Here is a 23,015-nt window from a genome sequence, read left to right on the forward strand (position 1 = left end):
AATGTTAGAACGAGGCGTGCTCTTGGCGTTTGGTTTGCCGCTGATGATTGCCAGTTTACTGGTGACCGCAGATGTTTTTGTACGAAGTGTGCAAAAAATATCGGTTTCTCGTCCATTTAAGTATTTTATTATTGGTATTCTGACGTTTACGCATTTGTATTTTATTCTTTCTTTCTCAATGAATTCAGTTGGGTTTATCTGTTATCAATACACAACTGCTTTTATTGCGAGTCATTTTTTCTATGGTGATCGTGGCAAGATCTTGATTTTGATAACGCCGTGTATGGTCGTGTTCTATTTACTGTTTGTCGGTTTTTCTGACATTGGCAAAGCCTTTTATTTACCGCTCTTAGGTGTCGGCGTCTTTGTCCTTGATTTTCTCTTATCAAAAATCAAGCCGCTGCGTCCGCAACAGCAATTTTATTTGATGTATTTTTTGACCTGTCTGCTCTCACCGCGTTTTTCGATGTTGGTCCATCATACGACGACCTATGACTGGGAAGCGATGTTGGCAGTACTTGTTGGTTCTTTTGTGCTGTTGGGCGGCTTTATGTGGCTGCATCGGTTGATTGAAGGCGAAGAGTATCAAGTACTGGCAGAGTTGGCGAATAGTAAGATCGATGCGTTGACCGGCTGCTTCAACTATGGGACCTATAACCACGATCTGCTTCAAGCCGTTTCACAGAAAAAGACTGTGACGATCGCCATGATCGATCTCGATCACTTCAAAAAGGTCAACGACCGTTATGGTCATATCGCTGGAAATGAGCTGTTGAGAACCTTTGCCACACGGACGACTACTTTTTTAGAGGCGCATTTTGCCGAGACCTTTTCCTTTTATCGTTATGGCGGCGAAGAGTTCTGTGTCGTGATCGAAGGGGATGTCAAAGAAAAGACCGTAGCTGCGATGACGACGCTGTGTCAAACCATTTCCAGCAGTATGTTTCCTGTCGCCAATTTTGAAAAAGGGACGATGTCTTTGTCTTGCGGCGTTGAAGCGAGCACCGTTTGTCATGGCGATATCTTGGCAGCCGTCGAAAGAGCCGATCAAGCACTCTATCTCGCAAAACAAAGTGGTCGAAATCGGGTGTGCACCTTACCTGAGACGTAAAAAAATAATGAAAAAATGATTTGCACAAATTCACAAAGAATTAAATCTTTATGCACAAAAAGTTAGTAATAATAAAGAAATAATGTTATTTATTTAAAAAATATACATTTTGCTTTTTTTATTTATCTTGAGAATCTTCGTATATCAACAAAAAGATTGAAACTATGTATAATTTCTGGTAAATTATTCTAAATCGAGAGTGATAAAAACTGTCAATAATAAATAGTGATTCTTACTTGATGCTTTGTCCGCTTTTCCAATGAAATGTTTCTGGAATTGTCCCGTCGAATCAGCAAGTAAGGGTTCTTTTTTTAGAAAGGAAGCACAGGAAATGGCAAATACGCTGGTTGTCAATACACTCGCAAATTTAGGCGCAATTATCATCAATATTTATTTGTTATTCAAAATCAGTGACGGATTCGTTGGCCAAGGGACGTTCAAAGCGAAACAGATCGCAGCTGCGATTGCTTGTGAAACCGTGGTAGGGATGCTGATGATGAATTTCTCTTACGTCGTATACGAAACGCGATTTGACCTGCGCTTTTTGCTTTACGCTTTTTCCATGAAATATCTGGGGTGGAAGATGACCGTACCGACGATGGTCAATCTAGCGTTAGGGCGTTTCTTGTTTGAAGTATCAAAATCGTCTTGGTTGAACTTATATCTTACGTTTTTTTTGATAGTGACACTGACATTTCTGCATGCCTGGGCCAAACGGCGATTTACTGACAAACAAGAGTTGTTCCTATCAATTACCTACTTGATCGCTATCTCCTTTCTTTTTGGTTTTTATCTGACGGGTGATATTCAAAAAACGACCCTAATTTATATAATTTATGGCATTCTGGCTTATACATTGGCGTTTTTCCTTTACTCGATAGTAAATGATATGCAGCGCATTTTGGCATTGGTCAAAATCGATGACCTTACGCAGTTGAACAACTTTCGTAAATTTCAAGATGACCGCCAACGCCTAGACACGACCGAGGTGGACTTATCGATCGCTTTGATCGATATCGATCATTTCAAAAATTACAATGACCGTTACGGACACCGTGCTGGGGATGTGATTTTGCAAGAAATCGCTCGTATTTTTTCGACCTACTGTACGGCGAGCAACCCGGTCTATCGCATCGGTGGGGAAGAGTTTGCGATCTTGATCCAAGGAGACGCACAGGCTGCTGCTTATCTCCTCGAAAAAATCCAAAAGCGCATCCGTTACCAAGAGATCATCTTGGATGCAGGCGATTCGGTCAGCATCACGTTGTCGATTGGGATCGCACAACGGCAAAAGGGCGAGTTGCTACAGCAAACACAAGAACGTGCCGATCAAGCATTGTATCGAGCCAAGCGCAGCGGTCGCGACCAACTCTGTCTTTACTGATGGAGTTGGCTTCTTTTCTTTTTTATTTTCAAAAATACTACCCTAAATGAGGAACGCATATGGAAAATAGTTTAATCATGATTCCTTCGCTAGAACCTGACCACAAACTGCTGGCTCTGGTGGAGAAAATTCGTTTGCATAACCAGCACCTGCCGATTTTGGTCGTGGATGATGGCAGTGGGGTAGCTTATCAACCTGTCTTTTCGGCATTGGCACAGCAGTTTGGCTGTCAGGTTTTGACCCATCCAAAGAATCTTGGAAAAGGCGCAGCCATCAAAACCGCCCTCACTGAAGTGCTGACAAACCAGCCAGCTGTTGAATTTATGGTGACCATTGATTCGGATGGGCAGCATGAGTATACCGATATGATGGCTTGCTTAGCAAAGGCCCAAGCCCATCCCGACAGTATTATTTTAGGGACCCGATCCTTTGGCAAAGAAGTGCCCTTGCGGAGTAAGTTCGGCAACATTTTGACCCGAAATATCCTACGTTTAGCGACTGGTCTTGCCATCGAGGATTCGCAGACGGGCTTAAGGGTTTTCCCTCGGAAATTCATGACAGATTTGTTGGCGATCTCAGGTGAGCGCTTTGATTATGAAACGCGGATGCTGATCGAAGCCCAGAAACGGGGGTGGCCGATTCTCTCGCAACCGATCGCCACCATCTATATTGAAGAAAATGCCTCTTCCCATTTTCGGGTCTTGGCAGATTCCGTCGCTATCTATAGCGTCTTTTTGAAGTATTTGTTTTCATCTGTGGTCTCCTTTTTTGTCGATGTGATCGCCTATGCGTTATTGATCCATTTCTTGTCTGTCATCGATCTGTCCTCCATCGTGATCGCTTCGTTGGGTGCCCGCTTGATTTCCGCGATCGTCAATTACTACATCAATCGCGAGCTTGTTTTTGGTCAACGGACAAAGAACAGTATGCTGCAGTATTTTTTATTAGTGATCGTACAGATTTTGCTGTCCTCTTTCCTCGTCTACCTGATCTATTTGATCCTGCCGATCGGGGATTCTGTGTTGTTAAAAATAGGCGTCGATTGCCTGCTCTTTTTCTTTAGTTACCATGTGCAAAAAAATGTCATCTTTAAGGAGTGATTGAGGTGGAACAAAAACGTTTGCCTTGGGCGAAAAAAGTCGTTTACTTTCTGGCGTTTGTCTTTTCGCTGATCTATTTATCATGGCGGGGGCTGTATACATTGCCATGGCACGAGTCTTGGTTTGCCCTGCTGTTTGGTTTGCTGCTTTGGGGCAGTGAGATCGTATCGAACTTTACGGGCTTGCTGTTGATTTGGAACAAAAACAAAGCAAAGCCTTTTGAAAAACCGATCGTGCCAGAAGCCGACTATCCAGCGATCGATGTGTTGATTGCGACCCATAATGAAGAAGTGCCGCTTTTATTAAAAACGGTCAATGCGGCAGTTCATATGAAATACCCCGATCCCAAAAAAGTTCACATCTACTTGTCAGATGACACCAACCGTCCAGAGGTCAAAGCACTGGCAGATAAATTTGGCATCGGCTATATCGGATTGACAGGCAATCAGCATGCCAAGTCAGGCAATCTCAATCATGCATTGTCAAAAACCAATTCGCCGCTAGTGGCGACCTTTGATGCAGATATGATCCCTTACTCAGATTTTTTGCTGGAAACAGTGCCATATTTTGTGGCAAATCAGCAGGAACGACGCAAAGATCAGACCATCAAACCGTTGGGCTTTGTCCAAACACCTCAAAGCTTTTACAATGCGGATCTTTTTCAGTACAATCTTTTTTCAGAAGCGGCGATCCCTAACGAGCAGGACTTCTTTTCCAGAGAAGTCAATGTTTTGAACAACGCCCATGATACAGCTATTTATACAGGATCCAATACGGTGATCGCACGAGAAGCGATCGAAGCCGCTGGCGGATTTCCGACGGACACGATCACGGAGGATTTTGAATTAGGCGCCTTGATCAATTGCCAAGGTTACCGCAGTTTATCAACACTGCAGCCCATGGCCAGCGGTCTTTCTCCCATTGATATCCCAAGTGCTTTAAAGCAGCGGATTCGCTGGGGAAGAGGAGTGGTCCAAAGTGTCCACAATCTCCATCTTTTTAAGAACAAGACGTTGTCTTTGGCGCAAAAAATGGTTTTCCTAAACAGTTATTTGTATTGGTGGTCGTTTTTACGTCGGTTGCTGTTTATTTTCGCGCCGATTTTGTACACTGTCTTTAATGTAAGGGTCGTAGAGACCAACTTTTGGGTCTTGCTGCTGTTTTGGCTGCCAAGCTATACGTTCTTGCATTTGGCGATGCAGGATTTGAGCAGTGATATTCGAACGCAGCGCTGGGGCGAGATCCAGGAAACGATTTTTGCACCTTACCTAGTGATTCCTGTCTTTTTACAAGCCATTGGCATCAAAGAGACCCGTTTCAAAGTGACCAATAAAGCAGCAACTCAGTCTAAAAAAGACTTGTTGTTTGTGGTGCCGCATTTGTTGCTGTTGATTTTGACGATTATCGGCTTAGTGAAGTTTAATTACGGCAAATTCGGCTCAGAGATTTTCTATGGCAGCGTGTTGACTTTCTGGTTGCTGACCCATTTCTTTAACTTAACCTTTGCGGTCTTATTTTATCTCGGTCGCCCGATTTACCGAACGACGGAACGGTTCAGAGCCCATTATCCTGTTGAAGTTTCCGACCAAGACGCCAGCTATTCTTTGATGACAGAAAATATCTCAGAAAACGGCTTGTCCTTTGTTTCTGACGTTCCTCTTTATTTTCCGCCAGATGCGCAGCTGACGTTTAAAATCACCCGTAATGGCTACCAAGCAGAGATGACGGGAAACGTCGTCCGCGTTTTTTCAGGCAAGGATCGCTGGGTCTATGGGGTTGCTTTACACCAATTATCAGAAAAAGACTACTTAGCTTATTTGCAGATCATTTATGATGGCTTCAATCAAAGCCTGCCAGTTCTGCGTGACCCGTGGATGACCTTCTTTGACAGTCTTTTTGAAAATCTCGGTAAGCATCTGCTGCAAGCCAAAGAAAAGCCATTGCCGCCTCAACGAGTGCCTGTCCTGTCGATTGATCAAGAATGGGTCTTTGAAGAAGGAGCCTATACGGTCACAACGTTTGGTTTTGACCAGCTCACGTTGGTAAAAACAGAAGAAGTCGAGATGCCTGCCCGTCTAACCTTGCCGATCAGTAATCTTGTGCTTCACGCTGAAAAAGCAACGCTTCAACCAACAGAAAATCAAGTGATTTATCAAGTAAGCAATCTTTCCGAGCTGCGTTTTACAGCAGCCTTTCAAGAATGGGTAGACAGCTTGCTGAGAAAGGAGGAAGATGATGATCGAGATCCTGCTGCGATTTAGTCTTTTTGGTTTATCATTAGCTGGCTATGCCTATCTTTTTGTACGAGTTTGCCATTTTCCCAAACACATCAGCTGGATCGCTGCTTGCTGTTTGCCGATCCTCGTTCTCTCCTTTGTCGCATATGGTCCAAAAGGATGGTTGATCCGGGGGGCATGGGTTTTATTTGGTCTTGGTTTACTATTATGCGTTTGGCGTTTTTGGCAGGAGCGCTATCAGGTACGTTGGGGCTTGCAAGAGCCCATCCTGCTGTGGTTTTACGGCTATTTTGCTTTGTTCGTTTTAACCTTGCTTCACAGTCATTTGACCCACTATGACAACTTCTCCCATTGGGCGACGATCGTTAAATTCCTTTATACGCAGGGACAATTGCCAACGGCAGCCGATGCCATCATCAGTTTTACTTCCTATCCTTTAGGTAGCTCGCTGTTTGTTACTTATACAGCGATCATTGTTGGCTATCATGAGAATGTCTTGCTGATTGGTCAATTGATTTTGATTTTCTGTAGTCTGTATAGTTTCTTTGCGATTATTCGTGATCCGAAAAGAAAGCTGGCTTTTGCCCTGATCTTCACCAGTATGGCGGTTTTCAATTATTTTAATATTGCGATACGAATGAATAATTTGTTAGTGGACTTTATCCTGCCAGTGTTGACTTTAGCTGGCATCGCTGGCTTATTCGCTTTAAAAGGCAACGTACTACCGTCGATCGGTTTCTTTCTTTTGATTGGCGCCTCTCTTGATTTGGTCAAAAATAGCGCCGTCTTTTTTCTGCTGATTTTAGGTGGCTATTTACTAGTCTGCTTGTGGCAGGCATCAGTTCGTTGGCGGCAACGGCTGGGCATGATGATTGTAGGATTAGCTGCCATTGGGCTATCTGTCCTGCCGGCGATTCTTTGGAACCTGCATGTCAAAGCGAATTTTCCTAAATCGAAGCATGAAGTCAGCGTGACCGCTTATAAACAGATTTTTGGCGAAAAGGATTCTCAGATACTGCAGCAGATAACGGATGTTTTTGTCAAAACGATCACGGATGTTGCGACGATCTCCACGCAAGGGATTCTCTTGATCCAGGTCATCCTGTTGGGCAGTTGGCTATTTGTCCGATTTATCATGAAAAAACGCAATCCATTTTTCAAAGAACTGCTGTTGATCGATGGTATCATTGGGGGGTATTATTTAGGAATCTATGCCATGTTCTTGTTCTCGATGCCCACTGATGAAGCATTGTCTTTGGCAGGGTTCGATCGCTATGCCTCAAGTATCGTGATTTTAGCACTTGGATTAATGACCTTTTTCATGGTCCGAGGCATTGATCATTTGTATCATGAACAAGCGATCGATCGGCGAAACTACCGTAGTTTTGCCAGCTTGACCACGAAAAAAATCTATCAATACAGTACCTTGATTCTGCTATTTTTTGCGACATTGCTGATCCTTTCAGAGAATAATGGCATGCGTTATACCAATCGTGAATATGCTGCTTCGATTCCAGCACAATCTTCAGCCGTTACTGGCGATCACTTTGACCTAAACGAGAAAAAATATTTGGTGGTCAGTACTAACAAAGAAGCAATAGATAGCTACTTAGTTGGCTATGTCGGAAAATATTACTTGTTTTCACCTAATGTCGATGGCCGAGAGAATTTCCTCTTATCCGATGCAGAATTTCGCTCGCTATTAAAGCAATACGATGAAGTCGTCGTCTTAGAAGAGCACTATACCTTTAATGCCATGACGAAGAAGCTAACAGGCAAGACCTTTGCCCCAGGCGTATATTCGGTGGCGGAGGTGTTGGGGCGTTAAATGAAGATTATACACAAAAAAGCCGATCCTACTCTAGAGAGGATCGGCTTTTGTGGTGTCTGAAGGTTGATTTATACGGAATGCACATCAATAAAAGGAACGGCTGACATGCGTATAGGCCCTAAAAAGTTAAACTTTTGCGGTCGTACTTTCTACACATGGTAGTAAGTGCTTTTTTAATAAGAACCAGTCCTACCGTCCATTCTCCGTCTGTCGATAATCACTAGGTGAAATGCCGACTTTTTTCTTGAATAAACGGCTGAAATAGGCGGTGTTTTCGATGCCGATCGCCAATGAGATCTCTTTGATGGAAAGCCGAGAATAGCGCAAAAGGTCTTTCGAATAAGAGATGCGTTTGCTGATCTGGTACTCGATGGGGGGCAAGCCCATATATTTGGAAAACTCCTTGACGATTTGATACTTATTGATATGATACCTTTCCTCCAAAGATTCCAAGGTGATCCCTTGACGGAAATCTTCTTCTAGCTGGTCACGAATCTGCAAAATATAAGGCGGGATTTCACTATCCGAAAAGTCGAGATGATATTTTTGCAGGAGCAGTTCATTGAGCAGCTGATGGATCAAAACAGAGCTTTGGAAGGCAGTTTTCGCATTTGGTTCTGGCTGTAACATCAATAAATCTTGTAAGACCAAATGGATCGGATTTTGACGACTGCTGGCAGGATTGGTGTGAAAAACTGGACTGCCATTTTTGAGGAATTCCTCATAAAACGCTGCGACGTTGGCGCCATATAGATGGATCCAGTCCATTTCCCAGGGCTCTTGACTAACGGTGCGGTAGTACTGATAGTTTAGACAGTCGATAAAAAACACATCACCTGCTTTCAATTGATAGCTTTTTCCTTTGTAGCGCAATTCACCGCAGCCGGACAATGTATACTTGATCAAATAAGAAGGCAGGTTCTCTCGTTCTGTAAAGTAAGGTTTGCTGGCTTTGAAATAGCCGATTTCTTGAATGTAATAGAAAAGTTCACGCTGCTTTTGGGTTGAAGTATTGATGTAACGCAGTGAATCGGTTGACCATGAGTGGTTGGCTTTTTCCCAGTAATCCATCGGATCCTCCTTTTTACCAAGATTGTGCAAGTCTTTATCAAAATTGTGTGATGAAACTCGTTGATTGTCAAGCTAAAATTGAGTAAACAAGAATGAATCAGTGAATTGTAATCGATTTATTTTTAAACAAGATAATGAAAGGTGGAGACCAGTGAACACATTTATCGCAATCGATATCGGTGCATCAAGCGGTCGTTTGATGCTGAGCCGTTGGGAAAATGAGCAGATCACTTTAGAAGAGATCCATCGCTTTAAAAACGGCTTTCGTCCTCATGAAGGCTTTGACCGTTGGGCGATCGATTATTTGATCCAAGAGATTTTAGTAGGACTGCAAAAAGTGAAACAAGCAGGTATCAATGACTGCTTCGTCGGAATCGACACCTGGGCAGTGGATTACTGTTTGATCGATCAAGCAGGCGAACGTTTAGGCGACCCAGTCGCTTATCGAGATAGTCGCACCAATGATGCGATCGCAGCTTTTGGTCAGCGCTATTCTTTGCAAAAACTGTATGAGAAAACAGGCATTCAGCTGCAGCCCTTTAACACGATTTTTCAGTTAGCCGCAGAAGAAGCGCAACTGCTGCAAAAAGCCGACAAGCTGCTGCTGATTCCAGACTACTTGGGCTACGTTTTTACTGGCAAGATGGTCACGGAAAAAACCAATGCTTCGACGATGCAGCTTCTAAATGCCAACACCCAAACATGGGATGCAGAATTGTTAGCTGAGATCGGCGTAACAGAAGGACTATTCCCAACATTGGTTGATGCTGGAACGGTTTTAGGCGCACTGCAAACACAGAAGTTTCCAGCCTATGATTTGCCACAAGCGACCTTTGTCACTGTCGCTAGTCATGATACGGCATCAGCGATCATCGGTACACCTGGAGAGGGGGCAGATTGGGGCTACATCAGCAGCGGGACTTGGTCATTGCTGGGGATCGAAACCAAAGTACCCAATGTTTCCCTTGCCGCCTTTGATGAAAATTATACGAACGAATGGGGTGCCCACAACACGATTCGCTTTTTAAAAAACATCATGGGCATGTGGCTGATCCAAGAAGTGGCTCGGCAGCAAGACTATCAATATTCCTATGCAGAATTGGCGGAATTGGCGCAAGCAACGCCTGCTTTTCAACAGTTTGTCGATGTCAATGATCCTCGTTTTTTGAATCCAGAAAACATGATTACTGAACTGCAAGCGTATTGTCGAGAAACCCAGCAGAAAGTTCCAGAAACCGCAGGGGAACTGGCTCGCTGTGTGTATGATAACTTAGCGCTTTGCTATGCCAGTGAATTACAAAAGCTGGAACAGCTGACAGGTACGACGAGCAAGCTGCAAAAACTGCATATCGTGGGGGGCGGTTCCAACAATCGCTTTTTAAATCAACTGACGGCTGATGCTGCGCAGCTGACGATCGAAGCTGGCCCAAGTGAAGCAACGGCGATCGGTAATCTTTTAATGCAGATGATGAGTGCTGGCATCTTCACGTCGCTGGCTGAAGCACGCCGCGCGGTCAAACACTCATTTCCTTGCAGTGTTCATGAACCACAGCCTTTTGATCACAAGATTTTAAGCAACTATCAACGTTTTATAGAAGGAGTAGGAAAAAAATGACAACGATTTAACAGCGTTATGAAGAAGCTAAGACAGCATATGCCAAATTAGGCGTCGACACGGATGCGGTTTTGAAAAAATTAGCCGATGTGAAAATCTCGATGCATGTTTGGCAAGGGGACGATGTCCAAGGATTTTTGAGTGATGAAGCATTGTCTGGTGGGATCTCTGTAACGGGGAATTATCCTGGTGCTGCCCATACCCCAGAGGAGTTGCGCCAAGATTTAGAAAAAGCCTACTCTTTGATTCCTGGAAAACACAAATTGAACCTTCACGCCATCTATTTAGACACCGAGGAAGCAGTGGATCTAAATGAATTGGAGCCGAAACATTTTGAAAAATGGGTTGCTTGGGCGAAGGAACAAGGCTTAGGTTTAGACTTCAATCCAACCTTTTTCTCACATCCCATGTTCAAAGATGGCTTTACCCTTGCTTCACCAGATGAAGAAGTTCGTCAGTTCTGGATCGAACACGGCAAACGTTCTCGTCAAATCGCTGCTTATATGGGGAAAGAAACTGGGCAAGTCTGTGTCAATAATTTCTGGGTGCCAGATGGCTACAAAGACAACCCGATCGATCGTTTTACACCACGGGAACGCTTGATGACAGCATTAGATGAGATTTTTGCTGAAGAATTGCCAGCGGAATACACGGTAGATGCCGTGGAAAGCAAGTTGTTTGGTCTTGGTGCCGAAGCCTACACCGTCGGCTCTCATGAATTTTATATGGGCTATGGCTTGACGCGCGATAAATTGATTTGTTTGGATGCTGGACATTTCCATCCAACCGAAGTGATCTCCAATAAATTGTCTTCATTGGCACTATTCAGCAAAGGCATTTTGCTGCATGTCAGCCGTCCTGTACGCTGGGATAGTGATCATGTCGTGATCATGGATGATGAATTGCAAGAGATTGGCCGCGAATTGGTTCGCAATGACTTATTGCCAAAAACCAACATTGGGTTAGATTTCTTTGATGCGACGATCAATCGGGTCGCTGCGTGGGTGATCGGGACGCGCAATACTCAAAAAGCGTTGCTAAAAGCGATGCTAGAACCGATCGAAGAACTAAAAGCAATCGAATTGTCAGGTGATTTCACCACTCGTTTAGCCATGACGGAAGAATTAAAAGACTATCCGTATGCAGATGTTTGGAATTACTTCTGTGAAAGCCAAGGGGTACCAGCAGGTCTGGAATGGCTATCAGAAGTGAAAGCCTATGAAGAAACCGTCTTAAAAGCCAGAAAGTAGGAGAACGATGAAAAAGATTGATATTTTACAAGCGAATTTTGTACAAGAAATGATGGAAACGACAGCAAATCTTTACCGTTTAGGGTGGGATGAGCGCAATGGTGGCAATATTTCTTACTTATTAACAGAAGAAGAGATCTTGCCTTTCATCGATCCGCAAAGCGTCTTGCGGGAAATTCCCATGATTTTTGATGCCACGGCACTAGCTGGCAAGTACTTTATCGTGACAGGTTCAGGAAAATACTTTAAAAATGTAGCGGCACATCCAGCGGAAAACCTTGGTGTGATCCGAGTCAAAGAAGATGGGCAAACATTGGAATTGCTTTGGGGCTTGGAAAATGGTGCGGTGCCAACGAGTGAACTGCCAAGTCATTTCATGAGTCATATCGCACGCTTGTCGGTCGATCCAGAAAACCGAATCATCATGCATAATCACGCATCTCATCTTTTAGCCATGAGTTTTACCCATGAGTTGGATGAACGCAGTTTCACGCGGACCTTGTGGCAAATGTGTACGGAGTGCTTGGTGGTCTTCCCAGAAGGTGTTTCCATCATTCCTTGGATGGTCCCAGGAACGAATGAGATCGGCGAAGCAACGGCTGCTAAAATGAAAGAGACCCGTTTGGTTCTTTGGCCACAACATGGCATCTATGGCGCTGGCAAAGATATGGACGAAGTCTTTGGCTTGATTGAAACGGCAGAGAAAGCTGCGGAAGTGTACACCTATGTCAAAGCGCAAGGCCCAATTTTACAAACCATTACAGATGAAAATCTGAAAAAACTGGCTGACGCTTTCAAAGTCACTCCCCGAGCAGGCTATCTTGAGGTATAATCAACGGTAGAAGAATAGAAAAGGCTTTCAGTCTTTTCTATTTAAAATATATTGTGAATAAACAAACAAATGGAGGTAGGAAGAATGGCAAATAGAATGATTTTGAATGAAACATCGTATTTTGGAAAAGGAGCGATCGAGAACGTACCGACCGAATTCAAGGCACGTGGGTTTAAAAAAGCGGCAGTGATCACCGACAAAGATTTGGTGAAATTTGAAGTTGCGACCAAAGTGACGAAATTATTGGATGAAGCAGGTGTCGATTATGCGTTATATGATGGGATTGTGCCGAACCCAACGATCCAAAATGTCAAAGACGGCTTAGCGTTTGTCCAAGAAGCCCAAGCCGATTGTATCATTGCGATTGGCGGTGGTTCACCGATCGATACGGCAAAAGCGATCGCGATCATTGCTACGAATCCTGAATTTTCCGATGTGATTAGTTTAGAAGGCGTGGCAGACACGAAACATCCATGCTTGCCGATTTTAGCGGTACCGACAACTTCTGGGACTGCAGCCGAAGTAACGATCAACTATGTGATTACAGATGAAGAAAATCATCGGAAATTTGTTTGTGTAGATCCTCACGATATTCCTCTGGTAGCCTTTGTGGACAGCGATATGATGATGGGGATGCCTAAGAGCTTGGCAGCCGCAACGGGAATGGATGCCATGACCCACGCCATCGAAGGCTTCATCACCAAAGGCGCTTGGGAAATGACTGATATGCTGCACATCAAAGCAATCGAGATCATCGGACGCTCATTGCGAGATTCCGTGAATGGCGATCAAGCAGGACGAGAAGCGATGGCGTTAGGACAATACATTGCCGGTATGGGCTTTTCAAACGTCGGCTTGGGCTTAGTCCACGGCATGGCCCATCCATTATCCGCTTGGTACAACATTCCTCACGGAGTAGCGTGCGCGTCCTTGTTGCCAACCATCATGAAATACAACAAAGACTTTACGGGTGAAAAATACCGTGAGATCGCGATCGTTTTAGGCATTGAAGGGGCAGAAACGATGTCACTTGAAGACGTCCGCGATGCTGCTTGCCAAGCAATCGATCAGTTAAGCAAAGATGTGGGCATTCCAGCGACCATTTCTGAATTAGGCGTCAAAGAAGAAGATATCCCAGCCATCGCCAAAGATGCCTTGAACGATGTCTGCACACCAGGCAACCCGCGGGATACGACTTTAGAAGAAATTATTGAGCTTTATCGTTCGTTGATGTAATCTTGTTAAAGGTACGAGATCGAAGAAATGAAAGATACTTCTGCAAGTTTCCCTTAACAACGATCTGCTGATCAGTTGCTATTTTAACAGCGTGATGATCCTTTCTTTTGAGAAGATCATCTCGCTGTTTTATTCTGAAGATTTCAGTAAAATTGCGAGGCAAAGCGTTAGATTTTTGAAGAAATCGTTGTGCCCATATACTAGTAATCAAATCAAAAAAAGTGATCATTAGAGTTGGTTCTCTAATGGTCACTTTTTTGCTGTACGCAAGATCACAGCGTACTGATCGCTTCAAAATCATCACCTATCAAGAGCTGAGAGTTTCAGAATTGGTTAGTCAGCCATCCAATCATCTCTCGATAGCACTCATCAGCGCTCGCATTTGGTGTCCGATCAAAGTCATGCTGATCTAAGTCGAGCCAAAGTGTTTTGGCATGGGGGACTTGTGCAGCGAAAGCATCGGATGCGCTGAAGGGAACATCTGGATCTTTTTTGCAATGAACGACAAAGCAAGGAGGAAAGTCTAGGTAAGCGGCAGCAGGGATCGCCAAGGCTGCTAGCTGTTCCCGATTCCCTAAATAACGCTGCCAGTTGCCATATTGACGGGCGGAAAGGTACAAAGGGAATCGTTTTTCTAACGTGCCGTGGGTGATGGGTTGGCTTTCGATCATGGCTTCAGCGGCGAGTGGTGGGACTTTCGGAAATTGTGTGTAAAAGCGTGCCGGCTGCAAAAATTCTTTACAAAACAACTCTTGGTAACCGTAAAATCGGATCAAGCCCTTTTGCTCCGAGTGCTTTGTGCGTGCGGTCAGTAAGGTCGCTAAAAAACCGCCGGCGGAGCGACCGAACAAAACGTACTCATTTGTACCAACGCCGCTGAACTGCCAGCCTTCGGCCAAAAACCACTCCACTGCCTTTTTTGCATGAAGGTAGATATCGTGTAGCGCTACTTCGGGAGCCAGTGGATAATCGAACAGGTAAAGGCTAACACCGGCAGCCAGCAATTGGTGGACATAATCCTGCGGAAGGTCTTCCCGCTGACCATAGAGGAAGCCACCACCATGAAAATACAAAAGGCTGATCCGAGGCTGCGCTGCTTTTAGGATCGTCACTTCTAACGGCAAAGTGCCATAGGTGTCAAATTGGATTTTTTCTGTTTGCGCAAAGGCATTTTTAGGATAAACCATTGTTTTCTTCCTTTCTCTTCTTCGATAGTATAAGGAAGAGTATAGGAGAAGGAAGCGGTTTAAAAAACAGCGTTATGACTAAAAATAGAAACGGTTTTGTCGAAAGTGAACAATGATGTCCTTCAGTAACACGCTTACAATAACCGTATAAATCAAAGGAGGCAGAACAATGGAGTTGAAAAAAGAAGTAGCGGCAATGATCGATGCACTATCTCAGATTGGGAGTGATCCAACTGGAGGAATGACTAGACTGCTTTATACCGATTCATGGAAAGAAGCGCAATCATTTGTAGAAAAACAATTAAAAGAAACTGGCTTAACGACGTCCTATGATGCAGTCGGCAATCTCTTCGGCAGAATGGAAGGCAGCCAGTACCCAGAAGAAACGATTCTTTCAGGGTCACATATCGATACCGTCGTTAACGGTGGCACATTAGACGGTCAATACGGGGTCGTTGCTGCTGCTTTAGCGATCAAGTATTTAAAAGAGACCTATGGGCAACCTCTACGCTCCTTGGAAGTCATCTCAATGGCAGAAGAAGAAGGCAGTCGTTTTCCAACCGTTTTTTGGGGAAGTAAAAACTTTGTCGGAGAGGCCAAAAAAGCCGATGTTGAAGCAATCGCAGATTTTGAAGGCAATCGCTTCGTGGCAGAGATGCAACGCCAAGGCTTTGATTTTCGCGACCCACAAGAACCGGTTCGATCAGACATCAAAGCCTTCGTGGAAATCCATATCGAACAAGGCAGTGTTTTAGAAAAAGAAAATTTGCAGATCGGTGTCGTCAATAGTATCGCTGGTCAAAAGCGCTACACCTTTGTTTTAAAAGGACAAGCCAATCATGCAGGAACCACACCGATGGGCTATCGCCAAGATGCTGTGTATGGTTTTGCCAAAATGTGTGCCGCAGTGATCGACCGTGGCTTAGAGCTTGGGGATCCATTAGTAGTGACATTCGGTAAAGTTGAGCCAAAACCGAATACGGTCAACGTGGTTCCTGGTGAAGTGTTGTTTACGATGGATTGTCGCCATACCGATGGGCAGCTATTGGATGCCTTTACTGCTGAAGCAGAACAGATCATTCAAGCGATCGCCAAAGAGCACGACCTGACAGTGGAGATGGATCTATGGATGGATGAACGCCCTGTGCCGATGGACGAGACGATCGTTGCCACGGTGGAACAAGCGGTGAAGCAAACTGGCAAACGCTACAAAGTCATGCATAGTGGGGCGGGGCATGATTCCCAAATCATTGCACCACATTTTCCAACTGCGATGCTGTTTGTACCAAGTATTGATGGGATTAGCCACAACCCAGCCGAAGCAACGACTATCGAAGATTTAGTAGCTGGGGTTGAAGTTTTAGCAGCTTCCCTTTACGAGCTAGCATACAAAGAATAGAAAGCAGGGACACACATGGGATATAAAAATAATAATACGGGCTATTTAGATGGATTGCTGCAATCACGAGCAGTCATTAGAAAAAATAATTTTGCGATCTTGCCGCATGATGGGCTAGTGAATAATGTCATTCCAGGATTCGAAAACTGTGAATGTTCGATACTCGGCACACCAAAATTAGGGGCGTCTTTTGTCGATTACATCATTTCATTCAAAAAAGATGGCGCCAACCAATTGGGCTTCGGCGGTCCAGAGATCGAGAGTTTCTTGTATGTCATCTCGGGCAAACTGGAAGTAAGTGATGGCAAAGAAACCCATAAATTGACGGACGGAGGCTATATCTATCTGCCTGCTGGAGAAAAACTGTATATGAAAAATCTCCAAGAAGAAGCGACAGAAGTGTTCTTGTATAAGAAGCGTTACCAATCGCTAGAAAATCACCAAGCCTACAAAGTAGTGGGGAATCTTTCAGAGTTGACACCGATCCAATACGAAGGGATGGCAGACGTCCTACTTTGGGATTTCCTGCCAAAAGAGCTGGGCTTTGACATGAATATCCATATCCTTTCCTTTGAACCAGGGGCAAGTCATGGCTACATTGAGACCCATTACCAAGAACATGGGGCGTACTTACTGTCAGGTAAAGGGATGTATAACTTAGATAATGAGTGGTTCCCAGTGGAAAAAGGCGACTACATTTTCATGAGTGCCTATGTACAGCAAGCGGCCTATGGTGTTGGCCGTGACGAACCATTGACCTATATTTATTCCAAAGATTGCAACCGCGATCCGGAAATTTAAAGGAGTTTAGAAGATGGAAGAAACGGTTATTGTACAGTCACAAGAGTTACAGCAATTGATCCAAAACAAATTAGCGGCTGCTGGTTTGTCTGAAGAGCACGCAGCCATCGTTGCAGAGCATTTGGTCTTTGCCGATGCCAGCGGGATCCACTCTCACGGGGCTGTGCGGGTAGACTATTACGCAGAGCGGATCGCTAAAGGTGGGATGAATCGCACCCCGCAGATCACGTTTGAAGAGACTGGACCGAGCAGCGGGATCGTTCACGGGCAAAATGGCGCAGGGCAGGTCGTCGTATTAGAAGCGACAAAGCATGCCATTGAGATGGCCAAACGTTCTGGGATCGCGGCGGTTGGTGTGCGGAAAACGAGTCATAGTGGGGCACTATCCTATTATGTCAAAAAAGCCGCAGAAGCTGACTTGATTGCATTATCTATGTGCCAATCGGATTCAATGGTGGTTCCTTTTGGCGGCAAAGAAAATTATTTTGGTACCAATCCGATTGCCTTTGCGGCACCGCGAAAGCATGGTGCGCCGGTGGTCTTTGATATGGCAACGACAGTCCAAGCGTGGGGCAAAATTTTAGATGCTCGTTCCAAAGATAAAGAGATTCCAGCAACATGGGCCGTTGATGCCCATGGCAAGCCAACGACGAATCCTCATCATGTTCATGGGTTATTGCCAATCTCAGGACCAAAAGGCTTTGGGTTGATGATGATGGTGGATATCTTGTCTGGAATGCTCCTTGGGCTGCCTTTTGGCAAGCATGTTTCCTCTATGTACAACGATCTGACGAAAGGTCGCGACTTAGGGCAGTTTATTTTGCTGATCGATCCGCAACGCTTTACAGATTTAGAGACATTTAAAGAGTCAGTCGAAACGATGATCGAAGAGCTGCACGCCATACCGGCTGCTGAACAGTTCCAGCAAGTCTATTATCCAGGCGAGATCAATCAACTAACCTATGAAAAATATATGGCAGAAGGCATTCCTATCGAAAAGAACATTTATTGCTATCTCATTAGCGACACGGTTCATTTTGACCAGTATTCTGGGTCAGATGCCTTTGCACAGACAGGAACAGGAAAGTGAGGAGACCCATGTTACACACTATTATTCAAAAAAACAATTACCAAGATTCCATTGTTTTAATGCTTTTGACCAATCGTTTACTGACGATCGAAGGGATCAACAACGCTTCGGTCATGATGGGGACACCTGCCAATAAGGATATCTTCAAGACGGGTGGTCTTTATACCGAGGAGATGAACAATGCGACATCCAACGATATGGTGCTCGTTTTAGACATTGAAGAGGAAGAAATCATCGAAACAGTCCTGTCAGAAATCGATGCATTCTTATCGGACCAAAGCAATAGCGCAGGAGAAGAAACCCAAAGCGTCAAAACTTGGGAAAAAGCCTTAGATCTTGGAAAAGATGCGAAGGTCGCTGTCTTATCGATTCCTGGTACTATGGCAGCACCAGAAATTGAAACCGCATTAGCAGCGGGCAAACATGTTTTTTGTTTCAGTGATAATGTTTCATTGGAAGAGGAAGTTCGACTAAAGAAAATGGCTCATGAACAAGGACTTCTTTTAATGGGACCAGATTGTGGCACAGGGATTCTCAATGGGATACCAGTAGCCTTCACGAATGCCGTCCGTAAAGGGAAAATCGGTGTTGTCGGCGCTTCGGGTACGGGCATCCAAGAAGTCACCACCATCATTCATAAATTGGGTGCTGGTGTGACACAAGCCATCGGAACCGGTGGACGAGATCTCAAAGAAGCCGTCGGTGGGATCACCATGAAAGACAGCATTCTTGCCTTGGAACACGATCATGATACGGAAGTGATCGTGGTGATCTCCAAACCACCTGCACCACGTGTCCGCGATGAAGTGTTGGCATTATTAAGAAGAGGAACAAAACCTGCAGTCACGATTTTTCTTGGGGAAGAGCCAACGGACCACGAAGAAAATCTTTACCGAGCTTACACGCTGGAAGAAGCGGCACAATTAGCTGTGCAGCTGCTACGTCAAGAACAGATTGGATTAGAGCCAGTAAAAGAGGAAACGGCAGCTGGAGCTTTTGGACCTGAACAGCAAAAAATCAAAGCTTACTATTCTGGCGGAACATTGGCGTACGAAGCAGCGATGCTAGTCAAAGCAGGATTAAATCTAGAACAAGAAGATGCCCATCAGGAAGGGTACATCTTAAAAGCAGCTGGCCATGAGATCATCGATTTAGGTGATGACATTTATACGCAAGGCAAGCCCCATCCGATGATCGACCCAACAAAGCGGATCGAACTGTTGAAGCAAGCCGGAGAAGATCCTGAAACGGCAGTGATTTTGTTAGATATCGTTTTAGGGTACGGCTCTCATCAAGATATGGCGAGTGAATTGGCACCGACCATCAAATCGTTGAAGGAAGCAGCGCAAGCAGCTGGCCGGGAGTTAGCGGTGATCGCTACGATCGTCGGAACTGATTTAGATCCCCAAGATAGCAACGAGCAAGCAGAGATTTTAACCGCAGCTGGCGTGATTTTGTGTCAAAGCAATGCCCAAGCAGTCAAAAAAGCTTTAGCAATGCTCGGTCACCCCTTTTCCCCAATTAGTCGTAAGCTGTTGCCAAAAGCAGTGACAACTGCCGATGCGTTGCCAGAGCCATCTGACAAGAGCCGCGAATTGTTAGCGAATGACGCGTTCATCAATGTAGGATTGCGTAGCTTTGCGGAAGCAATTCAGGCGCATCACGGTCAAGTCGTTCAATATGACTGGCAGCCAATTGCTGGTGGAAACGTAACGTTACAAAAAGCCTTACGTTTCTTAGCACAAGTGTCACTATCAGAGTAGGAGGAAGTTATCGTGTACGAAACTATTGAAGAAGCAAACCAAGCCGTTATTGCCAAGATCGTTGCCGGTTCGCCTTTTTTGCTGGATGTCGTTCCAGCAGTCAGTGTCATTCCAGAGTTAGGTGAAGGAAAAGTCCTATTGCATGCAGGACCACCGATCCGCTACGATCAGATGATCGATCCGATTCAAGGTGCTTGTGTTGGTGCGGGGCTTTTTGAAGGCTGGGGCGAAACGGAAGAAGAGGTACGTCATTTATTAGCATCTGGGGAAGTTCAACTGATTCCTTGTCACCACGTGCAAGCGGTTGGCCCAATGGGGGGCATCACCTCTGCCAATATGCCAGTGCTCGTAGTGGAAAACAAAACTGACGGCAACCGAGCATATTGTACGATGAACGAAGGGATCGGGGCAGTTTTACGATTTGGCGCCTATTCTCAAGAAGTCATTGATCGCTTGCATTGGATGAAAAATACGTTAGCACCAGTTTTAAGTGCTGCACTACAAACAAAACCCGATGGCTTGAACATCAATGTTTTAGTCGCAAAAGCAATCGCCATGGGGGATGAGTTCCATCAACGGAATATCGCTGCTTCGTTGGCGTTCTTAAAAGAAGTAGCACCAGCGATCGTTACTCTGGAAGGATTTGAAAAAGAAAAACCAGAAGTCATTCAGTTTCTAGCAGACACGGATCAGTTCTTCTTGAATATCATGATGGCTTCTTCAAAAGCGGTGCTTGATGGCGCCCGGACGATTGAAGAAGGCACGGTTGTGACCGCAATGTGTCGCAACGGGCATGAATTCGGTATCCGTATTTCTGGCATGGGAGATGAGTGGTTTACTGGACCTGTCAATACACCAAAAGGGCTGTATTTCTCAGGATTCAGTGAAGAAGATGTCTCTCCAGATATGGGCGACAGTGCCATTACGGAAACCTTTGGTGTTGGGGGAATGGCAATGATTGCTGCCCCAGCTGTGACACGCTTCGTTGGTTCTGGTGGATTTCACGATGCGTTGAAAACCAGCAATGAGATGTTAGAGATCTCCATTGATACCAATCCGAATTTTCCCGTTCCTACATGGGACTTCAAAGGAATCTGTTTAGGGATCGATGCTCGGAAAGTCGTGGAAACAGGGATCTTACCGGTGATCAATACAGGGATCGCCAACAAACAAGCTGGACGGGGACAAATTGGTGCCGGGACAGTGACACCACCAATGGATTGCTTTGAAAAAGCTGTCTTGGCTTATGCAAAAAAATTAGGATTTGAAGAATAAATCAGGGACTGAAAATGTGAAAAAGGAGCAATTTAGCGATGATACAGGCAAAATGGATCGACCAAGCTTTATTTGAACCCGCATTTATCAATGGCAACTGGCTCGTTCACAGTGTGTTTCAGCATAGTTTCAATCTACAAGATCCTCGTCAGGATCAGCTGATCTGTGTCTCCAAACAAGCGGCTCGCGTGCCCAAAGGGATGATTTTAGCTGCCGACGATTATGCAGCGTTGGCGACAGGCTTAGTTGCTGGTACCACTCTTTTGGTTCAGCAACGGGTGATCCATTTTCCGCATCATCGTCTGTCTTTTCAAAAGGCAGCCAAATTTACAACCACCTTTCCAGCTGGCACAGTCCCATTCGATCGAGAACTGTTTTGGTCAACCCTTCAAAACGTCACGGAAAAGACGGGGATTCAAGAAGCTGTTTCAGAAACCATCCGCAGCAATCATCCGTTTTATGACGCAATCGATCAGCTATGCACGCCTTTATTTAAGGAACAACGGCAAGCAGTCGCTTATTTAGTCGGACGGGGTGTCGGATTGACCCCCACAGGCGATGATATGCTAGTTGGTCATTTACTGGCTCGCCGAGTGATGGGGCAAGAAGATACCCGCTTGGTGGCTTATCTACAAAGAAGGCTGTTGACAGTCAATGATTTAACGACTGACGTCAGTAAACACTATCTTCTGCATGCGTTGACAGGCGCATTCAATCAATCGGCATTATCCTTGACCAGGTGTACCGATTCAGCGGCTTTTTCCCAAGTAATCAAAGAGATACTAGCGATCGGTCATACCTCGGGGGCCGACTTTTTGGCAGGGTTTGCTCGCAGTATCGATCAATTTCAAAACAATAGAAATGAGGAATTCATATGGCAAAACGAGTGGTCATCGCTCTAGGGGGCAATGCAATTTTAAAACCGAATCAACCAGCGACCGTTGAGACACAGCTTGCAAATATCCAGTTAAGTGCAGAACAGATCGCTAAAATCGAGAAGCTTGACCATCAAATCGTCGTGACGCACGGCAATGGTCCGCAAGTCGGCAATATTTTACGACAAAATGAAGAAGCCAAAGAAGTCGTGCCGCCTTTTCCACTGGATGTCTGCAATGCAGAGTCACAAGGCTTTATCGGTTATTTAATGGAGCAAAGCATCAAAAATAAAATCGAGCAAGAAGAACTGGCCAGCAATGTCGTGACCTTATTGACCCAAGTGGAAGTGGCAGCGGATGATCCCGCGTTTGAAAAGCCAACGAAGCCGATCGGCTTGTTCTACTCAGAAGAAGAAGCAAAAAAGATGGCTGAGGAAAAACATTGGGTGATGGAAGAAGATGCTGGACGTGGGTACCGTCGCGTCGTGCCATCTCCACAACCTGTGACGATCCACGGCGTGGAATCAATGGTTCATTTATTGAATCAAAATACCATCGTGATCGCTGGTGGCGGCGGTGGGATTCCAGTCGTAAAACAAGCGGAAGGCTTGAAAGGGATCGAAGCAGTCATCGATAAAGATAGAACTGGGAAAAAACTGGCAGAACAAGTGGATGCCGATGTATTTATGATGCTGACCGACGTCAACAACGTTTATATCAATTACGGAACACCGGAGCAAGAAAAATTAACGGGCTTATCTGTAAGTGAAGCGCAAGCATATTTTGATGCGGGGCATTTTGCAGAAGGTAGTATGGGGCCGAAAATGGAAGCGGCGATTGCATTTGCCAAACAAGGAAAAACAGCAATCATCTGCTCATTGGAAGAAGCGGACTTAGCATTGTTAGGTGAAGCAGGCACAAGGATCGCTGGGTAACACCAGCGATCCAACTGCTTGAT

17 protein-coding genes and 1 pseudogene are annotated in these 23,015 nt (G+C 45.0%); 16 read left to right on the forward strand and 2 right to left on the reverse strand.

The window, feature by feature from the left end:
* The first annotated feature begins 1 nt into the window (after position 1).
* The 5 genes from QN079_RS04325 to QN079_RS04345 all read left to right on the forward strand — a co-directional run bounded on the left by QN079_RS04325 (position 2) and on the right by QN079_RS04345 (position 7,660).
* Positions 2-1,111, forward strand: a complete 1,110-nt coding sequence (locus QN079_RS04325; RefSeq protein WP_015509170.1) for a GGDEF domain-containing protein — start codon at positions 2-4, stop codon at positions 1,109-1,111.
* Positions 1,112-1,442: 331 nt separating this feature from the next.
* The gene (locus tag QN079_RS04330) at positions 1,443-2,495 is read left to right on the forward strand and encodes a GGDEF domain-containing protein (protein WP_289230434.1); all 1,053 of its coding nucleotides are present in this window, start codon (positions 1,443-1,445) and stop codon (positions 2,493-2,495) included.
* 59 nt (positions 2,496-2,554) lie between these two features.
* The gene (locus QN079_RS04335; RefSeq protein ID WP_289230435.1) at positions 2,555-3,595 is read left to right on the forward strand and encodes a bifunctional glycosyltransferase family 2/GtrA family protein; all 1,041 of its coding nucleotides are present in this window, start codon (positions 2,555-2,557) and stop codon (positions 3,593-3,595) included.
* On the forward strand, positions 3,592-5,856 hold the full coding sequence (locus QN079_RS04340; RefSeq protein WP_087627056.1) for a glycosyltransferase family 2 protein: 2,265 nt from the start codon (positions 3,592-3,594) through the stop codon (positions 5,854-5,856). The genes QN079_RS04335 and QN079_RS04340 overlap by 4 nt, the downstream gene beginning before the upstream one ends.
* Positions 5,831-7,660 carry a glycosyltransferase family protein gene (locus tag QN079_RS04345; protein WP_289230436.1) on the forward strand — a complete coding sequence of 610 codons (1,830 nt, stop codon included), beginning with the start codon at positions 5,831-5,833 and terminating at the stop codon, positions 7,658-7,660. Before QN079_RS04340 ends, QN079_RS04345 begins: the two co-directional genes overlap by 26 nt.
* A 192-nt stretch (positions 7,661-7,852) precedes the next feature.
* On the opposite strand, the gene QN079_RS04350 is transcribed toward QN079_RS04345, so the two are convergent.
* Complete coding sequence (locus tag QN079_RS04350; protein WP_289230437.1) at positions 7,853-8,734, reverse strand: AraC family transcriptional regulator; 882 nt, start codon at positions 8,732-8,734, stop codon at positions 7,853-7,855.
* A gap of 199 nt (positions 8,735-8,933) precedes the next feature.
* Between QN079_RS04350 and rhaB the strand changes: the two genes are divergently transcribed.
* The 4 genes and pseudogenes from rhaB (at position 8,934) to fucO (ending at position 13,667) form a co-directional block, all read left to right on the forward strand.
* Positions 8,934-10,349 (forward strand): rhamnulokinase, encoded by a 1,416-nt coding sequence (gene rhaB / locus QN079_RS04355; protein WP_416378619.1) that lies wholly within the window; start codon positions 8,934-8,936, stop codon positions 10,347-10,349.
* Positions 10,346-11,599, forward strand: a pseudogene (gene rhaA, locus QN079_RS04360) (L-rhamnose isomerase). The gene rhaB and the pseudogene rhaA overlap by 4 nt, the downstream one beginning before the upstream one ends.
* Positions 11,600-11,606: 7 nt before the next feature.
* A complete protein-coding gene (gene rhaD, locus QN079_RS04365) occupies positions 11,607-12,431 on the forward strand; it encodes a rhamnulose-1-phosphate aldolase (protein WP_005234418.1) in 825 nt (274 codons plus the stop codon).
* 84 nt (positions 12,432-12,515) lie between these two features.
* Positions 12,516-13,667, forward strand: a complete 1,152-nt coding sequence (fucO, locus tag QN079_RS04370; RefSeq protein ID WP_156236000.1) for a lactaldehyde reductase — start codon at positions 12,516-12,518, stop codon at positions 13,665-13,667.
* Between the two features lie 323 nt (positions 13,668-13,990).
* On the opposite strand, the gene QN079_RS04375 is transcribed toward fucO, so the two are convergent.
* On the reverse strand, positions 13,991-14,854 hold the full coding sequence (locus tag QN079_RS04375; protein ID WP_289230438.1) for an alpha/beta hydrolase: 864 nt from the start codon (positions 14,852-14,854) through the stop codon (positions 13,991-13,993).
* Positions 14,855-15,023: 169 nt separating this feature from the next.
* On the opposite strand from QN079_RS04375, the gene allC reads away from it, so the two are divergent.
* From allC to arcC, 7 genes are read left to right on the forward strand one after another with little or no spacing between them, the layout of a single operon-like run.
* Positions 15,024-16,253 carry an allantoate deiminase gene (gene allC, locus QN079_RS04380; protein ID WP_005225359.1) on the forward strand — a complete coding sequence of 410 codons (1,230 nt, stop codon included), beginning with the start codon at positions 15,024-15,026 and terminating at the stop codon, positions 16,251-16,253.
* Positions 16,254-16,268: 15 nt separating this feature from the next.
* Positions 16,269-17,054 (forward strand): (S)-ureidoglycine aminohydrolase, encoded by a 786-nt coding sequence (allE, locus tag QN079_RS04385; RefSeq protein WP_289230439.1) that lies wholly within the window; start codon positions 16,269-16,271, stop codon positions 17,052-17,054.
* 13 nt (positions 17,055-17,067) lie between these two features.
* The gene (gene allD, locus QN079_RS04390) at positions 17,068-18,144 is read left to right on the forward strand and encodes an ureidoglycolate dehydrogenase (protein WP_270787767.1); all 1,077 of its coding nucleotides are present in this window, start codon (positions 17,068-17,070) and stop codon (positions 18,142-18,144) included.
* An 8-nt stretch (positions 18,145-18,152) separates the two neighbouring features.
* Positions 18,153-19,907 (forward strand): acyl-CoA synthetase FdrA, encoded by a 1,755-nt coding sequence (fdrA, locus tag QN079_RS04395; RefSeq protein WP_289230440.1) that lies wholly within the window; start codon positions 18,153-18,155, stop codon positions 19,905-19,907.
* A 12-nt stretch (positions 19,908-19,919) separates the two neighbouring features.
* Positions 19,920-21,182, forward strand: coding sequence for a YlbE family protein (locus tag QN079_RS04400; RefSeq protein WP_289230441.1), 1,263 nt, complete (start codon positions 19,920-19,922; stop codon positions 21,180-21,182).
* Positions 21,183-21,220: 38 nt separating this feature from the next.
* Positions 21,221-22,084 (forward strand): oxamate carbamoyltransferase subunit AllH family protein, encoded by an 864-nt coding sequence (locus QN079_RS04405; RefSeq protein ID WP_289230442.1) that lies wholly within the window; start codon positions 21,221-21,223, stop codon positions 22,082-22,084.
* The gene (arcC, locus tag QN079_RS04410) at positions 22,057-22,992 is read left to right on the forward strand and encodes a carbamate kinase (RefSeq protein WP_289230443.1); all 936 of its coding nucleotides are present in this window, start codon (positions 22,057-22,059) and stop codon (positions 22,990-22,992) included. Before QN079_RS04405 ends, arcC begins: the two co-directional genes overlap by 28 nt.
* Positions 22,993-23,015: the final 23 nt, after the last annotated feature.

Source organism: Enterococcus sp. FZMF, from assembly GCF_030263915.1.
GTDB lineage: Bacteria > Bacillota > Bacilli > Lactobacillales > Enterococcaceae > Enterococcus_D > Enterococcus_D casseliflavus.